The sequence below is a fragment of the Arhodomonas sp. AD133 genome (assembly GCF_051195215.1).
In the GTDB taxonomy this organism is placed as follows: Bacteria; Pseudomonadota; Gammaproteobacteria; order Nitrococcales; family Nitrococcaceae; genus Arhodomonas.
Genome location: NZ_JBNAZM010000037.1, coordinates 1 through 18,983, shown reverse-complemented (window position 1 = coordinate 18,983; position 18,983 = coordinate 1). Strand labels below are relative to the sequence as shown.

Genomic DNA, 18,983 nt, shown 5'->3' with positions numbered 1-18,983 from the left:
AGGGAGGCGTAATGAGCGAGCACGTGCGCGAGCAGACCAGCGCAGGGGTGCGCACTCTGACGCTGGACCGGCCGGAGAAAAAGAATGCGTTGACCCAGGCGATGTATGCCGCGCTGGCCGGGGCGGTCGATCGCGCCGGACGGGACCCGGCGGTGGCGGTGCTGCGTTTCCGCGGCGAGGGGGGCGATTTCACCGCTGGCAATGACCTGCAGGACTTTCGCGCCATTTCCGAGAGCGACGAGGCACCGGCGATCACGGAGCTTGCGGTGTTCGAGTTCCTGCATGCGGTGGTCGACTGTCCGCTGCCAATGGTCGCCGAAGTGACCGGTAGCGCCATTGGCATCGGAACCACGCTCTTGCTGCATTGTGATGCGGTGGTGGCGTCGACCGATACGACATTCGCTTTGCCATTCGTTCCGTTGGGGCTCGTGCCCGAGTTCGCCAGCACGGCGCTGTTGCCGGAGCTCGTCGGGCCACAGCGTGCCGCGCGGCTGCTGCTGCTCGGTGATCGCTTCGATGCCCGGGAAGGCGAGGCGCTGGGGCTCGTCTCGCAGGTGTGTGAGCCGGCTGCGGTGGCGGCAGTGGCGGATGCCTGGTGTCGTCGCATCGCGACATTGCCGCGCGAGGCTGTCGCCGAAACGCGCGCACTGCTTAGGAGCCCGGCACAGCGGGCCCGGCTGCACGACGTTATCGATCGGGAAGCCCGTACGTTTGCGCGCCGTCTTCGTTCGGAGGAGCATCGCCAGGCACTCGCCGCGTTCTTGGGCGAGTCGTCCGGAGGTGGTCGAACGTGAAGTGTCGCGCCGGTTGCGGCGCCTGCTGCATTGAGCCGTCGATTTCGTCGCCCCTGCCGGGGATGCCTGAGGGCAAACCCGCCGGCGTACGCTGCGTCCAGCTCACGGTGGACAATCGCTGCGCCTTGTTCGGGCGACCGGAGCGACCGGCGGTGTGCGAGCGCTTCAGCGCGACGCCGGCGCTATGCGGCAATTGCCGGGACGAGGCACTTGCCCGCCTCGCCCGTCTCGAACGTGAAACCGGCTGACAGGCTCACCCCACCTCCGGTCCAACCACTCGCGGAAAAAGGAGTTTTCATGGCGGAAGACTACCGTCACGATCGAGGAGCGTGGCGATGGCTGCGTGGTGTTGTGGTCGCTGCCGTGCTCCTCGGCGCATGTGCCGGCGCCCAGTCCCAGAGCGAGCCGTCCGCGGAACGCCCGGGACTGTTCCAGCAGGTTACCGAGCGCGCGCGTTCGCTCGCGGAAAAGCCGTATCAGGCGCCGCAGCCTGACATGCCGGCGGCGCTCACCGAGCTGGATTACGATGGCTACCGGCAGATCCGCTTCCGTCCAGACAGTGCCCTGTGGAAGGGCGAATCGCCGTTCGAGGTGCAGCTTTTCCACCCCGGGTTCCTTTACCGGGAGCCGGTGACGATCCACCTCGTCGAGGATGGGCAGGTGCGGACAGTACCCTTCGATCCCGCGCTCTTCCGCTATGATGGCGGCGAGATATTCGACGGCCCGCCGCCGGAAAACCTCGGCTATGCCGGTTTCCGGGTGCATTTCCCGATGAACGATCCGGACTATGCCGACGAGGTTGTCGCCTTTCTCGGTGCGTCCTATTTCCGCTTCGTTGGCCGGGAGCAGGTCTACGGCCTTTCCACGCGTGGACTCGCGATCGACACGGCGCTGCCGAGCGGCGAAGAGTTTCCGAGCTTCCGCGAGTTCTGGCTCGTGCGCCCGGACGAGAAGGTCGCGGAGATGACCGTCTATGCGCTGCTCGACAGTCCTTCGCTCGCCGGTGCCTACCGCTTCGACATTGCCCCGGGGGCGCCTACTGCCATTACCGTGGAGCAGCGACTGTTCGCGCGTGAAAACGTCCAGCGCCTGGGCATTGCGCCGCTGACGAGCATGTTCCTCTATGGCGAGAACAAGGTCGACCACCGTGACGACTTCCGTCCGGAGGTGCACGACAGCGATGGCCTGCTGATGCACACCGCCGGTGACGAGTGGATCTGGCGACCGCTCACCAATCCGAAGAGCCTGCGCGAGAGCGCGCTCATGGACACGGATCCGCGTGGCTTCGGGCTGTTTCAACGCGACCGTCGGTTCCAGCGCTATCTCGATCTCGAAGCCGCCTATCACCGCCGCCCGAGTGTATGGGTGGAACCGCTGGAGCCCGCATGGGGCAAGGGCGCGGTGCATCTGGTCGAGATTCCGACCAAGGAGGAGGTCAACGACAATATCGTCGCGTTCTGGAGTCCGAAGGATCCGCTGCAGGCCGGCGAATCCATGACCACGCGCTACCGCCTGACCAGTCTGTCCGCAACGCCGCAGGCGCACGACCTCGGCCGCACCGTGCGAACGCGCATTGGCTGGGCGGCGATACCCGGGCAGAAGGATCCGCCGCCACGCAGCCTGCGCCAGTTCATCGTGGACTTTCGTGGCGGTGAGCTCGACTCGCTGGTCGAAGGGCAGCCGGTGACAGCGCACCTGGAGACCTCGACCGGGCTCATCCAGAACAAGCAGGTTCACCGCTTGCCCGACGGTGGCTGGCGTGCGAGTTTCCGGCTCGCGCCGGAGAGCGGCAAGCCCGCGGATATGCGCATGTACCTGACCCTGCGCGGCAAGCGCCTGACCGAGACCTGGAACTACCTCTGGGACCCCAATGCGCTGCCATGACCCTTTCATGACCGCCGCCGGCGGCATTGCCTGTCCCGCCGCCCGGCTTCGCCGGGTGGCGTTCGCGCTGCTGGTCATCGCCAGTGCGGCCGGCGGGGTCGTGCTCATGTTCGACATACTGCGCGCGAACGGCACGACCGTCCTGGAGTGGGGCATTCTCTCTGTCTTCGCGATCACGTTCACCTGGATCGCGATGGCCTTCTGGTCGGCGATGGCCGGGTTTCTGCTGTGCCTGTTGCGCCGCCACCCGCTCACGCTGGGGGCAAGCCCGATTCCCGACGACGGCGTAACGCACCGGGTGGCGGTGGTCATGCCCGTGTACAACGAAGACACCACCCGGGTCATTGCGGGCCTGGAGGCGACGTGGCAGTCGTTGATGGCGACCGGCGATGGCGCTGCGTTCGACTTCCACCTCCTCAGCGATACCCGTGACCCGGACATCGCCGCCGCCGAGGAAGCCGGCTGGGCGGCGCTGGTGCGGCGGCTGGACGCCGCCGGCCGGCTGTTCTACCGGCGCCGCAGCGACAACAGTGGCCGCAAGGCCGGCAACATCGCCGACTTCTGCCGGCGGTGGGGCGCGTATTACGACTACCTCATCGTTCTCGACGCCGACAGCGTCATGAGCGGCGAGGCGCTGGTGCAGCTGACGCGGACCATGCAGCGTTACCCGGCGGCGGGGATCATACAGACGGTGCCTATCCCGGTGCGCCAGGTGACGCCTTTCGGTCGTTTCCTGCAGTTCGCCGCGCGGCTCTACAGCCCGATGCTCGCCACCGGGCTGAGCTTCTGGCAGATGGACGCCGCCAACTACTGGGGGCACAACGCGATCATCCGCACGCAGGCATTCACCGAGTGCTGCGGTTTGCCGGAGCTGCCCGGCCGCCCGCCACTCGGCGGCGAGATTCTCAGTCACGATTTCGTGGAGGCGGCGTTCATCCGACGCGGGGGCTACCACGTCTACCTGCTGCCGGAAATCGAGGGCAGCTACGAAGAGGTGCCGAGCAACATCCTCGACTACGCCAAGCGCGACCGTCGCTGGGTGCAGGGCAATCTACAGCATCTCAAGCTCATCGCCGTCCATGGATTGCATCCGCTGAGCCGCCTGCACTTCCTCATGGGGGCGACTGCCTACATTTCGTCGCTGCTCTGGCTGATCATGCTCGCCTTGAGCACGGCCGATGCGCTCACGCGGGCACTGAGTGCGGGGCGCTTTTTCCGCGACGGCTACCAGCTCTTCCCGGACTGGCCGATTGCCAAGACCTCCGAGATCGCATCGTTGCTGGCGGTGACCGTCGCCCTGTTGCTGCTGCCGAAGGCTCTTGGGTTGCTGCTGTATCTGGGTTCGCGCCGCGGCCGCTCGGCTCACGGCGGGGCGTTGCGGCTGTGTGCCAACGTCCTCACGGAAACCGTCTTCTCGGTGGTGATCGCGCCGGTGATGATGGCGTTCCACTCGAGCTTCGTGATTGCCGTGGTCAGCGGGCGTGGCACCAACTGGGGACCGCAGGTCCGTGACGGTCGCGCCGTGCCCTGGCGTGAAGCAGCACGCCATACGACGGTACCGATGGTGGGCGGCGCGGTCTGGACGGCAGTGACCGCCTGGTTCGCAACCGGCTTTTTCTGGTGGTTGACGCCCATCGTCACGGGGCTGGTGCTTGCCGCGCCCATCGTCGTGCTTTCCAGCCGTATCGACTGGGGCGAGGCCATGATGCGTGTCGGGGCGTGGGCGGCGCCGGAGGATCTGGAGCCGCCACCGGTATTACGGGCTCTCAACGTGTTGCTCAAGGGTGCGGCTCAGTGCAGTGACGAGCCCACCGGGGTAGCTGCGAACGAGCCACCGCTGCTGCCCGAACGGCTGAGCGCGATGCCCACTCAGCCGCTTCGTCGAGGCGGCCACTGGCGCGGGGAGCGCCCGCGCTGGGCGGGCTGATCCGGGCAGGTACCCGGGGTCAGCCCGCCCCGGCAATGGCGCGCCCACCGGCGTATCAGGGGGTCTCGCCGGGGGCAACGGTCATGTCATAACGGATGCTGTCGGCAGTGACGTCGAGGGCGATGCCATAGTCCACGTCGATCTGGCCGAGGGTCCCCTGCAGCTCCGCGAGTTCTTCGTCGTCCGTGACAGCGCCACCGGTACCCGGAAGCGATCCCATGGCTCCCAGGAACTCGCTCGCCTGCGCCAGGTTGTAGCGCACGGCGAGCAGTCCGTTGGGTGCCAGCGCCTCGTCATCGCCGGTGGACGCCGTCGGGATTTCAACGCCCTCGCCGGCAAGCACGATGAAGCGGTCCTTGCGCAGGGCCACACGCACCGGCCCACTGCCGGCCATGGGTGCCTGGATCGCCACCGGCGGACCGCCGACTTCCGGCGCCTCGCCGGCACCCAGAAAGCCGCTTGCCATCGACCACAGCGCCTTCGGTTGCGGGGTCGCGATCTCCACCACGCCCTTGGGCGATTGCCCGTTCATTTCCGGGGTCAGCAGAGTAGCGGCCGCGCCACGCACGTCACGAAGCATGGACGTGGCCATACCGAGACTCGAGAGGTCGCTTCTGGCAACCTGGGCCTGAAGCCCCTTCAGCGGGGCGCACTGAAAGTCGGCGGCGGTGAAGCGCCCCGCCAGCTCCCGGGCCACCGGCAGGAGCTCGGAGACGTTCACCCCGATGCCGAAGCTCGCCACTCCGCCATCGGCAGGGGCGGGGATGTGGCCCCGCAGGCGCATCATGGTCTCGGCGAGGGCCGGGTCGGTCACCGGCGTTGCCAGGCGCACGCCGGCACGACCCGTGTCGGCGTCCAGCTCGGTCAGGCCGATGACGCTGCGCGGCCACAGCTCGGCCAGGCGGGTAACGTCGTCGCGGCAGGCGTCGTCCATGCGCGGCGGCTCTTCGCCATAGGCACTCACCACGGCGGTGATCAGCCGACCGAGGCCGCTGTCGCCGTTGCCGGTGAATGCCTGTGCCAGCGCGCCGTGCTCGATGAACCCGGTGGCCCAGGGCAGCGTTTCGTGCGTATCGGCGAGCTGGGCGAGGCGGTCGGTGTCGTTCAGGGTCTCGGCCGGAGTTTCTTTCCCCAGGGCGACGGGCAGGGCGTCAGCCATATCGCTCACTGCCAGCGTGGCGACCACATAGCCGTCGCGAACGGCGATCACCAGTGCCGGTGGCTCGCCCGCTTCGCCTGCCTTGAAGGGGTAGCGGCGCTGACCGGCTTCGCTGCCCCCGGCGGTGACACCGGCACTGGACTCGGCCTCGTCCAGCGCCTTCCAGAAGGCCTCGGTGTCTGCGACCCGGCGGCGGAAAACCGGCAGGCCCCGCACCTCGTAGAATCCGCCGATACCGCTCGCGTCCAGCCCGAAGCGGGCGAGCGGCTCGCCGGCACGGGTCGCCTCGATCTGCATTTGGTACAGTGCCATGAGGATGGCGCCGGCGTCACCTGCCTCCTTGCGAGCCTCAGCCGGGTCGGGCAGATCTTCCCCGGCGTTGGCGGGCATCATGCCTTGCCAGAGCATGGCGTAGTCCGCTGCCGGGTAGGCTTTCGAATAGCCGAAGTAGTAGGTGGTATCCGCCGGCACGTGGGCCAGCAGCGGTTGGGCACCGCCGGCGTCGCCACCGGCGTTACCCTGGTAGACATACCAGCCGCCGGCGGCAGCGGCCACTGCCGCGACGAGTACGATGATTCCTGCAATACGCTTCATACCGACTCCCTGGTGGGGGTTTCCGGGGGTGAGTGGTTCGCCAACCGGCGAGGATACCGGCACAGTGTGTCCGGGAACAGTCACGCCGGGGGTTCGGGCGTCCGTCGAACGGATGAGTGCCGCGATGCCCCGTGTCCGGGGGCCGCGGCGGTGCGTTCAGTGGTGATTAGAGGTGAGTCGCCTCCAGATAGACGCGGGTGGCACCCTGATCGTCGCGCAGCATCAGGTGGCTGCCGTCGATCTCGAAACCGGTCACTGCTTCGAGTGCGCGCATCAGGCGCTGCTCCTGCTCGCCGGTGTCCGGGCACGCCATGAGCGTGCTGGCGAGCTGTGGAAATTGCAGGTTCCCGTTGTCGCCGAGCTCGTAGCGGCCCATCACTTGGTTGCATCCGGCGAAACCGGTAACCCGCGAGTCGCCGGGATGCAGGCGCAGATGCGGTGCCTCGCCACCGTCCGGAACCGTCACCGGCTGGTCATCGAGCCGGGTCACGCGCCAGCGGGTATTCGTGAGCGCAGCGTCCGCGAACGGGCTGCCGCAGCTCTCACCGGGCCAGACACCTTCCAGCGCCTCGACCACGACGACGGCTTCCTTCCCGGTCCCCTCCATCGCTGCCTGACGTTCGATGCGGCCCCGCATGGTGACCTTGACCGGCGAACCGGGCTCGACGCCGGACTCGCTATAGGCGCGTTCCAGTGCGGCGTTGTCCGGCCCGCCGCGCACGGGAAACCGCCTTCCCGTGAGACATTCGCGGAGCAGGGGCGCGTCTGCGACGTAGCGATACATACCCGCGAGGTCGAGTGCCGGGGCGAAGGGCTGAAAGTCTTCGGTACGGGCGAGCCGGTAATCGAGCTCGGAGTCGATGCGGTCGCCTTCCCGGTCGAGCTGCTCCAGGGCTCGACCATCGTCGAGCACCACGTAGCTGCCCGGCGGTGCGTCACCGCCAGTGCGCAGCACGAGCCGTCCTTCGCCGTCACGGGCCCAGCGGCCGATGGCGTCGAAGGTACCGTTGTCACTGTCCTGGTAATGCCGGCGCAGGAAGAAACTGTGATCGGCGAACAGATTCAGGCGGTAGTCGATGCCCGGGCAGTCGGCGCAGGGCAGGGTGCCTGTGAAGCTCGCCGGCAGTGGTTTCAGCGTGGCCTGCGGCGTTACCTGCGGCCCGGTGGCGCAGGCCGCGAGCGTCAATGGCAGGGCCACTGTGGCGAGTGCTCGCAGGACGCGCCCGATGGGGGCGGATACAGCCATTGTGACAGCCTCCTTGTGTCGGCCCGCAGTGCGGCGGGCGTGCGGGAGTCGGGCGGCCGCGGCCGCCCCGGTTCCGGGGTCAGGCGCGGCGGGCGCGCTCGCGCTCGGTCGCCGCCAGCAGCGTTGCCACCGCAATCCCTTCCGCCGCCTGACGGACTTCGTCGATGCCAGGGAAGGTCGGGGCCACGCGTACGTTGCGATCCTCCGGGTCCTGGCCGTAGGGGAACGTTGCGCCCGCCGGGGTCATGACCACACCCGCTTCCTTGGCGAGCTCGACGGTACGCTGCGCGCATCCCTCGGGCGTATCCAGGCTGATGAAGTAACCGCCCTTGGGTCGGGTCCAGGTGGCGACACCGTGCTCGCCGAGCACACGATCGAACGCTTCGTAGACGGCCTCGAACTTGGGGGCGATGAGCGTGCGGTGTCCATCCATGAGACGCACGAGCGCGTTCTCGTCCGGGAGCAGGGCCAGGTGCCTGAGCTGGTTGACCTTGTCCGGGCCGATAGAGCGCTTGCCGGCCAGGCCCAGATACCAGCGCACGTTCTCCTCGCTGCTGCCGAGGATACCGAGGCCCGCGCCAGCGAACGTGATCTTCGACGTCGAGGCGAACACCAGCGCACGGTTGGGATTGCCGGCCGCTGCGCAGGCGTCGATCAGGTTGGCGATCTCGATGCGCTCGTCGGTGAGGTGATGCACCGTGTAGGCATTGTCCCAGAAGATGCGGAAGTCCGGCGCAGCCGCGGTCATGGCGGCGAGGCGCTGGATCACCGCATCCGAGTAGATCGCGCCGGTGGGGTTGCTGTACTTGGGCACGCACCAGATGCCCTTGATGGCCGGGTCGTCGGCCACCAGTGTTTCTACACGGTCCATGTCCGGCCCGTCGTCGGTCATCGGGACGTTGATCATCTCGATGCCGTATTCCTCGCAGATCGCGAAGTGCCGGTCATAACCGGGAACCGGGCAGAGGAACTTGATCGTGCCCGAGCGGCCCCAGGGCTCGGTGCTATCCGGGGTGCCCTTGAGCAGGCTGAACACGATGTGGTCGTGCATCAGCGCGAGGCTCGCGTTGTCCGCGACCACTGTGTGCTCCGGCGCCGCGCCGACCAGGCGCGAGAACAGCGCGCGCGCTTCGGGCAGCCCCTGGCCGCCGCCATAGTTGCGGCAGTCGGTGCCGTCGGCCGCCGTGAAGCGCTCGGCGCCCGGCAGGCCGAGCAGAGCGTTGACCTGGTCGAGCTGCTCGGGGGCGGGCTTGCCGCGCGCCATGTTGAGCGCGAGGCCGCGGGCCTTGAAGTCTTCGTAGCGGTCAGTGGTGCGCTGGTGCAGCTCTTGTAGTGCCTGGTCGTCGAGATTGCTGAGTGCGCTCATGGGGCTCCCGTCGGTCGGTAATGTCGATGGCGGCCTGTCGGGTCATGGCAGGCATACGCTCGACCATTCACTATAACAGGAGACTTCCCGCCGCGCGGCCGGTGTCCGACGGTGTGTGCAGCCGTTCCAGGCGGTTGCGCAGCAGCGCCGGAAAGTGTCGGTACCAGGTGGCGTTGAGCGGCGAGGGGTGCGGCAAGGGATGTAGCCGGAAGCGCTCCGTGGTGCCGTCGGCGAGGGCCACCGTGACTTCGGTGCTCGCCTCGAAGCGGTCGGCTCGCTGCCAGAATGCCTCGAGTGCCTGGCGTTCGTCGCGCGGCCGGCCGATGCCGAACCACAGGAAAGCCTCGCGCCCCAGCGTGATCAACTCCCGGCCCTGCCAGTTGCGGACCAGGACTTCGGCCATCAGCGGTTGGAAACGCTTCTTTGCCGCCATGGACCAGGCGTTGTTGCCCACCGGCTTGTAGGGAACCGTGTTGGCCCAGAAGTAAGCGCGCCCGATGGCCAGCGATGCGTCGAAGTCGGGCATCGCGCTGCCGTGATGGAATTCGTGCAGCGTGGCCCTGAGCTTCTGCCCGCCGCTGCCGATGAACGGTGTTCCGTGGCGAACCTCCTCGCGTCCCGGGTCACGACCGAAGAAACCGATCGGCAGGTGCGGTTCGCCCATGCCGATGATCGGCTCGAGAGGGTCCTTGTCGAAGGTCTCGTAGACGGCGGTATCGATGCGCTCGAGGTCGCGGGCAGCCGTTCGAAATGCGGCGCGTTGCTCTGCGGTGAAGTTCAAGTCGGAAATCTCCTGGGCGCTGTCAGGCATTCGCGGTGGAGCTGGTGAGGGCGACGTCGGCGGGCGTCGTGGTGGCCTCGGCGAACCGGGCGAACTGGGCCGGAGGCAGACGCCGGAGCATGCTGACGATCGCCTCCGAGGCGATGCTCTGGTGCGAGTAGTAGTCCACGGGGACGCTGTAGCCGAGGATCAGCTGCGCCAGCCGCCGCTCCGGCAGCTCGGCAATCAGGCTCGGGCCGAGAGCGATCAACGGGCGTTCGAGCACACGTGCGTCCAGTACCGCCTCGGCATCGTTCACGGTGATCACGAGCCGGGCGTACTCCACCAGTGGATAACACTGCTGGCTGGTGAGGTAGACGTCGCGACTGGAGCGCAGCCGAGCGACCAGCCCCGCGAGCCGGCGCGGGTCGCGCTGACGGTGATCGAACCGAACGACCAGCGGCAGCCCCTGCTCGCGGGCGATACGCAGTGCCCGGTCGAGCCCTTGTGTCGGTCCGGGTGTCTGCCCGTTACGTAGCGCCGGATCGTCGTCCGGCTGCATGACGTAGAGTGCATAGTCACCCGGCAGCGGGTCATGCAGTTGAGCGAGTACCGCCTGGATGGCTTTGTGGCGCCGTCGTTGTCCACGCACCGTGGGCGGGCGCGCGATGGGCGCCTGCCCGGTCAGCGACATCAGGCGGTCGAGCCATGCCCCCGGGGTGCGTGTGGGCTCCACCACGGAGGCGGGCACCGACGCGCTTTCGCGCCGGCGCGTGCGGTACAGCCCGTGCCAGCGCAGGAAGTCGCGTTCGGCGACGGGGAACCGATCCAGCAAATCGGGATTGCGTGCCACGCTGCTCGTGGTGTCCGTGCCTTCCGGGTCCACCATGAGATGGCCGGGCAGCTGTGGCGGCTGCAAATAGAGCACCGGCACGTTGTCCCGCGTGGCGACCTCACCCGCCGCGGATCCGGCCGGCTGACTGCCGTCCCAGATCAACAGCAGGTTGAGCGGGGCATTGTTCGTGAGCCGCTCGAGCACCCGCTGTGTCCCGGTGCGCAGCCGTTGTGTCCGTCGGTCCGCGCTTGTATCGGTGCCTTCACACGCTACGTCCGGCGAGCCGGCGGGGATGCGCGTTACCGTGAGCCCTGCGCGACGTCCGGCGCGCACCAGGCTCGGGTAGGGCGTGACGACGTGCAGACTCGCACCAAGCTCCGCCAGGCCTGTGCGCATGCGGCGGAAGAAGGCGAGCCGTTCCCGACTGTCGGCCAGTGCGATTACCTGCGGCATGCTGATACGTGTATCCGTGCTGACGGTGGTGCGCCGATGATGGCCGCGCGGCCTCCCGGCGCACTGCCGAGCAGTTTCGCATCTCCGCGCCTGCGAGGCGGCAGCGCCGCGCGGTCCGGTGTGCCCGTGATCCGGCTATATCCTCCCTGTACGCGCTTCGCGTGTCGGTAAGCGCGCGCCAGCCCGGATGGATCGGGCGGCAGGTGCATTCGTTCCGCACCGCTGCGGCGGGGATTGTAAGCCTGCCGGCACGACGGTGCTAGCACTCGCCGAGTGTGAAAGGGTCGGCATCCAGGTGTGCCGGAAACCGCTCGCGATAGCGTCTGAGACCTTCCGGTTGCAGGGTGACGCTGCGTACGGCCTCGGTATCGTCAAGGCTGACCAGCGGGTCGCCCAGCCAGTCGACCACCGCGCTGTCGCCAGCGTATGCCTTCCCGTTGCCGTCTTCGCCCACGCGGTTGACGGCGGCGACGACGCAGAGATTCTCGATCGCGCGCGCGGGCAACAGGCGCTGCCAGCTCGAGCGGCGCACCGCCGGCCAGTTGGCGACGTACAGCAGCAGGTCGTAGTCGTCGTGACTACGGCTCCATACGGGAAAACGCAGGTCATAGCAGATGAGCGGGCACACCCGCCAGCCGCGTATGGTGGTGGTCATGCGCTGCGTGCCCGGGGTGTAGTGGTTGTGCTCACCGGCCATGCGAAAGCAGTGGCGCTTGTCGTAGGTCAGGCAGTCGCCGGCAGGCGAGACCCAGTAGAGCCGGTTGTGGTAGCGCACGCCCTCTCGGACCGCAAGACTCCCGGTCACGGTGGCTTGTAGATGCCGTGCCTGTTCGCGCATCCATGCGAGCGACGGGCCGTCGGCCGATTCGGCGTGTTCCTCGGGGGCCATGGTGAAGCCGGTGGCGAACATCTCGGGCAGCACCACAAGGTCGGTATGGCCCGCCAACGGCGCCATCAGTTCGCCGAGGCGTTGGCGATTGGCTTGTGGTCGCTGCCAGTGCAGATCACTTTGCACGAGTGACAGTGTCAGCGTGTCCATGATGCCTCCCGTGTGGTCTGTGGCGCCGCTTCCTGGCTTCTGTGCTTCGGGGGCGGGCCGATCCGATTCGGAGCAATTAATCCCCGAGCGGCGGTGAGTGCTTGCTATGTTCAATCCTAAGAGGTGCGAATTGATGGCAATGCACCGCGCCCGCCGTGTTCGTCTGAGGATGACATGCGTGCATGCGCGGCGGAACTGCCTGGGTATGTTTCCCCTCGTCATGCTGCCATCGCGTCGATGGAAACAGTGACGTTGTCGAGGGGAGGAGGTAAGGATGCCACTCGCCGACGAGCCTCCAGGTGAATCCCGACGCAGGATTCACGTGTCACCGGTGGTTTTCGAGCCAGAGCTCGGGCGGGCCCTGGTGGTCGACGACGACCGTGATTTCGCCACCGAGCTAGCGCAGCGCATGAATGACTTCGGCCTGGTCGCCTGCGTTGAATCCGACGCCGAAGCCGCGTTGCGGCGGCTCTTCGGTGAAGCGGAATACCGCATGCTCATCTGCGATCATCACAAGGCCGGATTGACCGGTCCGCACTTGATTCGCCGCATCAAGACCACGCTCCGTGAACCTCCGACCTGCGTTCTGGTCACGGGGCAGGCCTCGTTCGGGTTCGCTTGGAATGCGTTGCGCTGCGGTGCCGACGACTTTATCAGCAAGCCGTTGGATCCCGATGAGCTCGAGCACGCGATCGTACGCCATACCCGGGGCTTGAGAGTGTGAGCGGGCATTGGATTACGCTGGGTCGAGATAACACACGGACAAAGCCAGGAGACGGTCATCGGCGTGAGCGGATGGCCGGTGCAGGAGCAGACCGACCCCCCGGACGGGCAAGTCGGCATGAAGACGCCACGCCACGACGAAGGCGCCTTAGGGGCGTATCAGGCCGAGCGGCCGTTAGCACAGCACAGGAGCGTGGGCATGGCATCTGCAGTGGAGCACGTGTTTCGGTTTGGAGCGCAAGGAGATGGGCAGCAGCGGCCCCGGGCACTGCTGGTGGATGGTGACGAGGGCTCAGGCGACGACATGGCGGGGCTGCTGGCGGCGTCCGGGCTGGACGTCGACGTTTTGCATACCCCCGTGAATGCATTGACGTATCTGCGCAGCGGGGAATACAGCATCCTCGTGGTGGATGCGCGGATACCACGGATGGATCGCCTGACGCTGGCGCAGATGGTGAATGCTGAGCTGGGGCCCAGGGCGCCCGGCATTATCTATCTGACCGGTGAGGCCTCCCGCGGGCAGGTCGCCGGTGCCGTCAGGCACGAAGCGGTGGATTTCGTCTCCCGTCCCCGGGACCCGGAGCGGATGATGAATGCCATCGGTCGGGCCCTGTTGCGACAGGCCGAGGGCGATGCGGGTATGACCGGGCCGGTGGTGGCGGCGCCGACAGGAGAGAACGCCCTACCGACGGCGTATGAGTCCGGCACCGATGATGACGGCAGCTTCTTTGCCACGGTGGCGAGGCTGAGTGTCGAGCGCCGGCTGCGCGCCCGCCATTTCGGCGAGGACGTCGCTGACGGGCCGGCCTGGTCCATTCTTCTGGAGCTGGCGCACGCGGCGGGCGAGCATGCGCGCTGCTACGTCTCCGGAGTCGCCGTCGGTGCCGGCGTGCCGCTGACCACCGCTTTACGGCACCTGGATTATCTCGAGCGCGAAGGCTGGGTGTTGCGCGAGCCCGACCCGGACGACCGCCGGCGTGTGACTCTCCGGCTGTCCCCCCAGGCGCTGGCCGCCTTGCGGGAGTACGTGGCGGATCTCGCCGCCCACGAGTGTTGAGTTGCTGCAGGGCCGCGTCGGCTTCGCTGAGCAAGGCGCGCACGCTGCACCCGGGGGCGGGGTGACGGTCCCCGCGTCCGGGACAATCGGGTTATGTCGTTACCTGGCAAAGCGTCTACGGGGGCGGCAGTCCCCGTAGACGCGGTTGCTCAGCACCAGCCCTTCTTGGCGTGTCCGGGCGGACAGAAACCGCGCTTGTCTTCCCGTCGTTGACGGGCTTCTTCGCGGTGGATGACAACGCGATCGTGCTCGTCGGGTTCGGTGCTGATCGCGGTTCCGGCCGCCGCTCCCATCGCGCCGCCGAGAATCGCGCCGTCCCGGCCGCCGAGCTCCTTGCCGATCGCCGCACCGGCAGCGCCACCGATGCCGCCACCGATGGCGGCGTCCAGGGTGTCGTCTGCGCAGGCGAACGAGGCGTAACAGGCGGTGGCGAGGGTGGCGGTCAGGCACAGAGTCTTCATGACACGGCTCCTTGTTGGCGTGAACGTCCCGAGCCTAAGGTGCTGCGTGCACGTGTGCAGAGGTGCCGCGGTCAGCGTGGACCCAAGCGGATGGGTGTCACCCCGAGGCGTCGTCGGCCGTCCCTGCAACCGGGCGGCAGGGCGCCGCGGTACCCCCGGGTGGGCGGGCGGTTTCCACGGTGCTGTCGTTAGCGGGCGACAGGGTGGTTTCCGGGGGCGCGGCTAGCGCAATGCCTGCTCGAGCCAGGCAGGGCCGCCCAGGGCACGCATCTGTTCGAGGATCCACTGCCGACGCTCGCGCAGATAGTCATCGGGCGCATCGACGTGGTAGCGCCGGGGGTTGGGCAGGGCGGCAGCCAGAAGCGCGGCCTGTTCGGCACTCAGCGTCGCCGCGGAGACGCCGAAGAACCGTCGTGCCGCGGCCCCGGCGCCGTAGGTGTTGGGGCCGAACTGGGCGATATTGAGATAGACCTCGAGAATGCGGCGCTTGGGCCAGGTGAGCTCCACGAGTACCGTGAACCACGCCTCCAGCCCTTTGCGCCACAGCGTCTGTGCCGGCCACAGGTAAAGGTTCTTCGCCACCTGTTGCGATAGCGTGCTCGCCCCGCGTAGCCGTTCACCTCCCTGAAGATGCCCTTGCAGGGCATTGGCGATCGCCTCCAGGTCGAAGCCCGGGTGACCGGGGAACTTCTGGTCCTCGGCAGCCACTACCGCCAGACGCATGACCGGGGCGATGCGCTCGAGCGCGACCCACTCCTGCTCGGGGGCGCGATAGTCTTCCCCGGTGGCGGCTAGAACGCGGTGTCGCAGCATGAAGGCGCTGGTGACCGGGTCGATCCAGCGCAACGGCACCACCATGGCCAGGCTCAGGGCCAACGCCGCGACCGCGGCGCCCAGCAGCCATCGGCGCAGCCGGCGATACCAGCTACGACGTTCCGTCGCCATCGCGGTCGGCCGGCAGCAGCTCGGCGACGAAGCGCACGAGGTCTGCCAGCAGGCGCCTGGCCGCACCGCTGGCCGCGTTGGCGGCGGCGGACGGTCCGGGAACCTCGGCTCTCTGTGTGGCGGCGAGGAGGCGCGTGCCGGCGACGTGGTTGTCGGCGGTTCGGATCAGGTGCGCACGCACCGCGATTCGGGCCACCCCGCCGTCACCGCGGCGGTAATCCTGCTCCAGGTAGAGCAGCTCGAGGTGGAGACGGTAATCCGCCGGGACCGCCGAAGCCGGGGTTAAAACCGCATCGAACAGGCCGGCGCCGGCGAAGGCGTCGGTGGCCGCGTCGGTGAGCAACTGCGCCGGCGGCGCCGCCCACTGCGCGGTAGCGAAGTAGTCGAGCGTCAGTGGCTCACGGCGGTAGGCGATGGCGGCGCTGCGATAACCGGCGCGGGCTTCGGGCGCCTCGATCAGCAGAACGCCGTGATCCCCGTGGGCGGCCAGCTCCACGTCGCCGCTGGGTATCAGTTGCAGTGTACGCGGTGGCGGTGCCGTGGCGTTGTCCAGGACACTGCAGCCGGCGAGTATTGTCACGAGGAGTGTGGCAACGGCCAGTCGGCAGGCTCCGGAGACATCCATGTCAGCCCTCCTCCCCGGGTCCGGGTGCCCGGCGAGGGCGACCGTAGATTAGCTGGCTCGGACGTTCGGCGATGGAGTCGATGAGGCGACCGAGGCGCTGGGAGAGGGTCCGCAGCTCCCCGGCCAGGGCATCGATGCGCGGTAGCGTGTTGTCGCTGAACTGCCGCATGCCCTCGTCGCCGGATTTCCCCAGCGCCGCGAGCTCCGCGCCAGCTTCCTCGTAGGTGGCTGCCATGCGCTCGATCCGACGTGCGGCCGCGCGCACGTCGGCGAAGGTTTCCGGCAGCCCCGAGACGGCGCCGTCGGTGCGTTCGAGCAGCTGCTCGGTGCGTGCGAGTACGCGTTCGATGCGGTCGCTGTTGTCGGCGAGCGTGCCGGAGGCCTTTGCCATGTTCTCGAGGGTTTCCGACAGCGCGCGCTGATTGCTCTTGCCCAGGAGGTCGCTGACCTGGCGGCCTAGGCGGTCGAGGGTATCCATCCCCTCGGTGACCGCGGTGTCCAGTCGTCGCAGCAGCGATTCCTCATACGGGATTACCGGGTAGTTCTCGCTGTCCTGTGCGCGCAGCAGCGGCGCATTTGCCTTGCCGCCGGTTAGCTCCACGTAGGCGATACCGGTGACGCCGCGCATTTTGAGCGTCGCCGTGGTGCCCTGGCGCAGGGGCAGCTCGCTGTCGACGCTGATGACCGCATGCACGCGCTGGGGACGCTGGGGATCGATCTCCAGCTCGTTGACTCGGCCGACGTCCACGCCGCGGTAGGTGACCGCGGAGTCGCGCGAGAGCCCGGAAACGGAGTCGGTGAGATAGATCGAGTAGTTGCTGGTATCGCCGTTACGCAGGCCGCTGGCGAGCCACAGACCGCCACCTACCAGGGCGGTGGTGAGGATGACGACGAACAGCCCTACCAGGGTGTAGTTCACGCGGTTGTCCATGAGCGCTCCCTGCCACGTTGCATTCGGGCGCCGGCGAAATAGTCACGCACCGCCGGGACATCGGAGGTGGCGAGCTCGGACGCGCTGCCGCGGGCAAGCACGTGCCCGTCACCCAGAAAGGCGATGCCCTCGGCGATCTCCCACAGTGAGTCTACATCGTGGGTGATGATCACCACGGTGAGGCCCAGCAGGTCGCGGAGCTCGCGGATGAGCGCATCGAAAGCGCCCGCGCTCACCGGGTCGAGTCCGGCGGTGGGCTCGTCGAGGAAGAGCAGCTCCGGGTCCAGGGCGAGGGCGCGGGCGAGGGCGGCACGCTTGGTCATGCCGCCGGAGAGCTCGCTGGGGTAGAGGTGCTCGGCCGAGGGGGCGAGCCCGGCGAGCCGGATCTTCAGCCCGGCGATCTCGCGCTGCAACGCGCGCGGCAGCCGGGTGTGCTCGGCGAGGGGAAACATCACGTTCTCCAGCACCGTCATGCCCGTGAACAACGCCCCGCGCTGGAACATCAGCGCCATGCGCCGCCGCAATCCACGGCTGTTGCCGGCGTTGAGGCCGGTGATCGGCTCACCGAAGAGGCGGACCTCACCGCCGGCGATGGGCAGGAGCATCGTGATCGCACGCACGAGCACGGTCTTGCCGGCGCCGCTGCTGCCCACGATGGCGAGTAATTCACCGCGTTCGACGGTGAGGTCGAGTCCTTCGTGGATCGTTCGCCCGCCAATGCGGGTCGTGAGCCTGCGCACTTCGATGACCGCCTCGCTCATCAGATTCCCAGTTGTTGGAAGGCGATTGAGAACAGGGCGTCGGCGATGATCACCATGAAAATCGCCTGAACCACCGCCAGCGTCGTGGCGCGACCGACCTCGGCGGCGCTGCCGCGCACGCGAAAGCCGTGAAAACACCCCACCATGGCGATGAGCAGGGCGAATGCCGGCGCTTTGCCGATACCCGACCAGAACATGGACACCGGCACCGCCTGTGGCAGGCGGTCGATGAAGTTGGCGAAGCTCACGCCATAGAGACTGTTGGCGACCACCATGCCGCCGAACACCCCGAGGATGTCCGCCCACAGGCTCAGCAGCGGCATCACGACGGCCAGTGCCACGACCTTGGGCAGCACCAGCATTTCGAATGGTGTCACGCCGAAGGTGCGTAGGGCGTCGACCTCCTCGGTGATGCGCATGGTGCCGATTTCCGCGGCGTAGGATGAGCCCGTGCGCCCGGCGACGATGATCGCCGCGAGCAGCGGCGCCATCTCCCGTAGCATGGTAATGCCCACCAATTCGACCAGAAAGACGTTGGCACCATAGGCACGCAGGACCGTGCCGCCCTGATAGGCCATGACCACACCCATGAGGAAGGCGAGCAGGCCGACGATGGGCAGGGCGTTGATTCCGGCTTTTTCCGTTTCGGCGACGATCTGCCGCCAGCGAATCCGCTGCGGGGTGGCGAGTCGCGGCACCGTGTCCGCAGCCAGCTCGCCGGTGAAGGTCAGGAACGCGATGCCGCGTTCGACGCGTTCGCTCGCGAGACGTCCGAGTCGCGCGAGGGGGCCGTGACTGCGCGGCGGTGGCGGCCGTTCGGCCGTCTCGTCGGTGACCAGCGCCAGCAACGCTCGGTGGTCATCGCGTGCCCCGGTGACCTGCGCATCGTCGCCGAGGCGACGCAATACGTGCTGCAAGCAGACCGCGCCAGCGGTATCGAGTGTACCCAGCCCGGAGAGATCCAGGCGCCACCCGGACTGCCCGGCGGGTAGTCCGGCGATGGCCCGCATCACTTTCGGAACCGTGTCCAGCTGCCAGTCGCCGCTGGCGCGCGCACGCCGGTTGGTGGCGTCGTGCTCCAGAGTGGGCGGTCGGGCCGTGGCGCTGATGGCGCGTTCCTCCTGGCCGGGGGGCGAGTGGTAGCCCGGTGGCCCGGGCACTATGTCGATGTTAACCGTTCGTCGGGGCGGAATCATCACTGGCTGGGCATCGCCTTTACTGACCATGGGAACGATGCGGCGAAGCGCTATGAAGGAGGGGCGGCCATGAGCGGTCTGGTGTCGGCGGCGGTCGGTGTCCTGCTCGTGATGACATCGATGGGCGCGGCGGCCGAACCGCTGCCGGAGCGCGCTTACTAATCTTCTCAGAAGTATTGTCATACGTCAGAGCACCACAGCGGCCCGGGGGCAAGACGCGTTCGCGC

At 67.7% G+C, this 18,983-nt stretch carries 18 protein-coding genes; 6 read left to right on the top strand and 12 right to left on the bottom strand.

The genetic code is table 11. The annotated features are described in order from the left end of the window. The first annotated feature begins 11 nt into the window (after positions 1 to 11). Genes ACPEES_RS17195 through mdoH form a run of 4 tightly spaced genes read left to right on the top strand, consistent with a single transcriptional unit; the run spans position 12 to position 4,605 of the window. The gene (locus ACPEES_RS17195; RefSeq protein ID WP_435104808.1) at positions 12 to 794 is read left to right on the top strand and encodes an enoyl-CoA hydratase-related protein; all 783 of its coding nucleotides are present in this window, start codon (positions 12 to 14) and stop codon (positions 792 to 794) included. Continuing rightward, positions 791 to 1,042, top strand: a complete 252-nt coding sequence (locus tag ACPEES_RS17190; RefSeq protein WP_435104807.1) for a YkgJ family cysteine cluster protein — start codon at positions 791 to 793, stop codon at positions 1,040 to 1,042. Before ACPEES_RS17195 ends, ACPEES_RS17190 begins: the two co-directional genes overlap by 4 nt. A 49-nt stretch (positions 1,043 to 1,091) precedes the next feature. Continuing rightward, positions 1,092 to 2,678 carry a glucan biosynthesis protein gene (locus ACPEES_RS17185; protein ID WP_435104806.1) on the top strand — a complete coding sequence of 529 codons (1,587 nt, stop codon included), beginning with the start codon at positions 1,092 to 1,094 and terminating at the stop codon, positions 2,676 to 2,678. Between the two features lie 7 nt (positions 2,679 to 2,685). Beyond that, on the top strand, positions 2,686 to 4,605 hold the full coding sequence (gene mdoH / locus ACPEES_RS17180) for a glucans biosynthesis glucosyltransferase MdoH (protein ID WP_435104805.1): 1,920 nt from the start codon (positions 2,686 to 2,688) through the stop codon (positions 4,603 to 4,605). Positions 4,606 to 4,660: 55 nt separating this feature from the next. Here mdoH and ACPEES_RS17175 read toward each other — a convergent pair whose 3' ends face one another. The 6 genes from ACPEES_RS17175 to ACPEES_RS17150 all read right to left on the bottom strand — a co-directional run bounded on the left by ACPEES_RS17175 (position 4,661) and on the right by ACPEES_RS17150 (position 12,057). After that, positions 4,661 to 6,358 carry a hypothetical protein gene (locus ACPEES_RS17175; protein WP_435104804.1) on the bottom strand — a complete coding sequence of 566 codons (1,698 nt, stop codon included), beginning with the start codon at positions 6,356 to 6,358 and terminating at the stop codon, positions 4,661 to 4,663. 166 nt (positions 6,359 to 6,524) lie between these two features. Beyond that, positions 6,525 to 7,604: an META domain-containing protein gene (locus ACPEES_RS17170; RefSeq protein WP_435104803.1), complete on the bottom strand. Its 1,080-nt coding sequence runs from the start codon at positions 7,602 to 7,604 to the stop codon at positions 6,525 to 6,527. Between the two features lie 79 nt (positions 7,605 to 7,683). After that, positions 7,684 to 8,970: an aminotransferase class I/II-fold pyridoxal phosphate-dependent enzyme gene (locus tag ACPEES_RS17165; protein ID WP_435104802.1), complete on the bottom strand. Its 1,287-nt coding sequence runs from the start codon at positions 8,968 to 8,970 to the stop codon at positions 7,684 to 7,686. Positions 8,971 to 9,040: 70 nt separating this feature from the next. Then, positions 9,041 to 9,751, bottom strand: coding sequence for a uracil-DNA glycosylase family protein (locus tag ACPEES_RS17160; protein WP_435104801.1), 711 nt, complete (start codon positions 9,749 to 9,751; stop codon positions 9,041 to 9,043). A gap of 22 nt (positions 9,752 to 9,773) precedes the next feature. After that, positions 9,774 to 11,018, bottom strand: coding sequence for a hypothetical protein (locus tag ACPEES_RS17155; protein WP_435104800.1), 1,245 nt, complete (start codon positions 11,016 to 11,018; stop codon positions 9,774 to 9,776). Positions 11,019 to 11,277: 259 nt separating this feature from the next. Then, positions 11,278 to 12,057, bottom strand: coding sequence for an amidohydrolase (locus ACPEES_RS17150; RefSeq protein ID WP_435104799.1), 780 nt, complete (start codon positions 12,055 to 12,057; stop codon positions 11,278 to 11,280). 274 nt (positions 12,058 to 12,331) lie between these two features. On the opposite strand from ACPEES_RS17150, the gene ACPEES_RS17145 reads away from it, so the two are divergent. Beyond that, positions 12,332 to 12,781 carry a response regulator gene (locus tag ACPEES_RS17145; RefSeq protein ID WP_435104798.1) on the top strand — a complete coding sequence of 150 codons (450 nt, stop codon included), beginning with the start codon at positions 12,332 to 12,334 and terminating at the stop codon, positions 12,779 to 12,781. 198 nt (positions 12,782 to 12,979) lie between these two features. Next, on the top strand, positions 12,980 to 13,837 hold the full coding sequence (locus tag ACPEES_RS17140) for a response regulator (RefSeq protein WP_435104797.1): 858 nt from the start codon (positions 12,980 to 12,982) through the stop codon (positions 13,835 to 13,837). Positions 13,838 to 13,986: 149 nt separating this feature from the next. On the opposite strand, the gene ACPEES_RS17135 is transcribed toward ACPEES_RS17140, so the two are convergent. The 6 genes from ACPEES_RS17135 to ACPEES_RS17110 all read right to left on the bottom strand — a co-directional run bounded on the left by ACPEES_RS17135 (position 13,987) and on the right by ACPEES_RS17110 (position 18,786). After that, positions 13,987 to 14,298 carry a glycine zipper domain-containing protein gene (locus ACPEES_RS17135; RefSeq protein ID WP_435104796.1) on the bottom strand — a complete coding sequence of 104 codons (312 nt, stop codon included), beginning with the start codon at positions 14,296 to 14,298 and terminating at the stop codon, positions 13,987 to 13,989. Positions 14,299 to 14,520: 222 nt separating this feature from the next. Further along, positions 14,521 to 15,243, bottom strand: coding sequence for a monofunctional biosynthetic peptidoglycan transglycosylase (mtgA, locus tag ACPEES_RS17130; protein WP_435104795.1), 723 nt, complete (start codon positions 15,241 to 15,243; stop codon positions 14,521 to 14,523). After that, positions 15,224 to 15,868, bottom strand: coding sequence for an ABC-type transport auxiliary lipoprotein family protein (locus tag ACPEES_RS17125; protein ID WP_435104794.1), 645 nt, complete (start codon positions 15,866 to 15,868; stop codon positions 15,224 to 15,226). The genes mtgA and ACPEES_RS17125 overlap by 20 nt, the downstream gene beginning before the upstream one ends. A 1-nt stretch (position 15,869) precedes the next feature. Continuing rightward, positions 15,870 to 16,799 carry an MlaD family protein gene (locus tag ACPEES_RS17120; RefSeq protein WP_435104793.1) on the bottom strand — a complete coding sequence of 310 codons (930 nt, stop codon included), beginning with the start codon at positions 16,797 to 16,799 and terminating at the stop codon, positions 15,870 to 15,872. Beyond that, entirely contained in the window at positions 16,784 to 17,560 is a 777-nt protein-coding gene (locus ACPEES_RS17115) for an ABC transporter ATP-binding protein (protein WP_435104792.1), read from the bottom strand. Before ACPEES_RS17115 ends, ACPEES_RS17120 begins: the two co-directional genes overlap by 16 nt. After that, positions 17,560 to 18,786, bottom strand: a complete 1,227-nt coding sequence (locus ACPEES_RS17110; RefSeq protein ID WP_435104791.1) for an ABC transporter permease — start codon at positions 18,784 to 18,786, stop codon at positions 17,560 to 17,562. The genes ACPEES_RS17115 and ACPEES_RS17110 overlap by 1 nt, the downstream gene beginning before the upstream one ends. Positions 18,787 to 18,983: the final 197 nt, after the last annotated feature.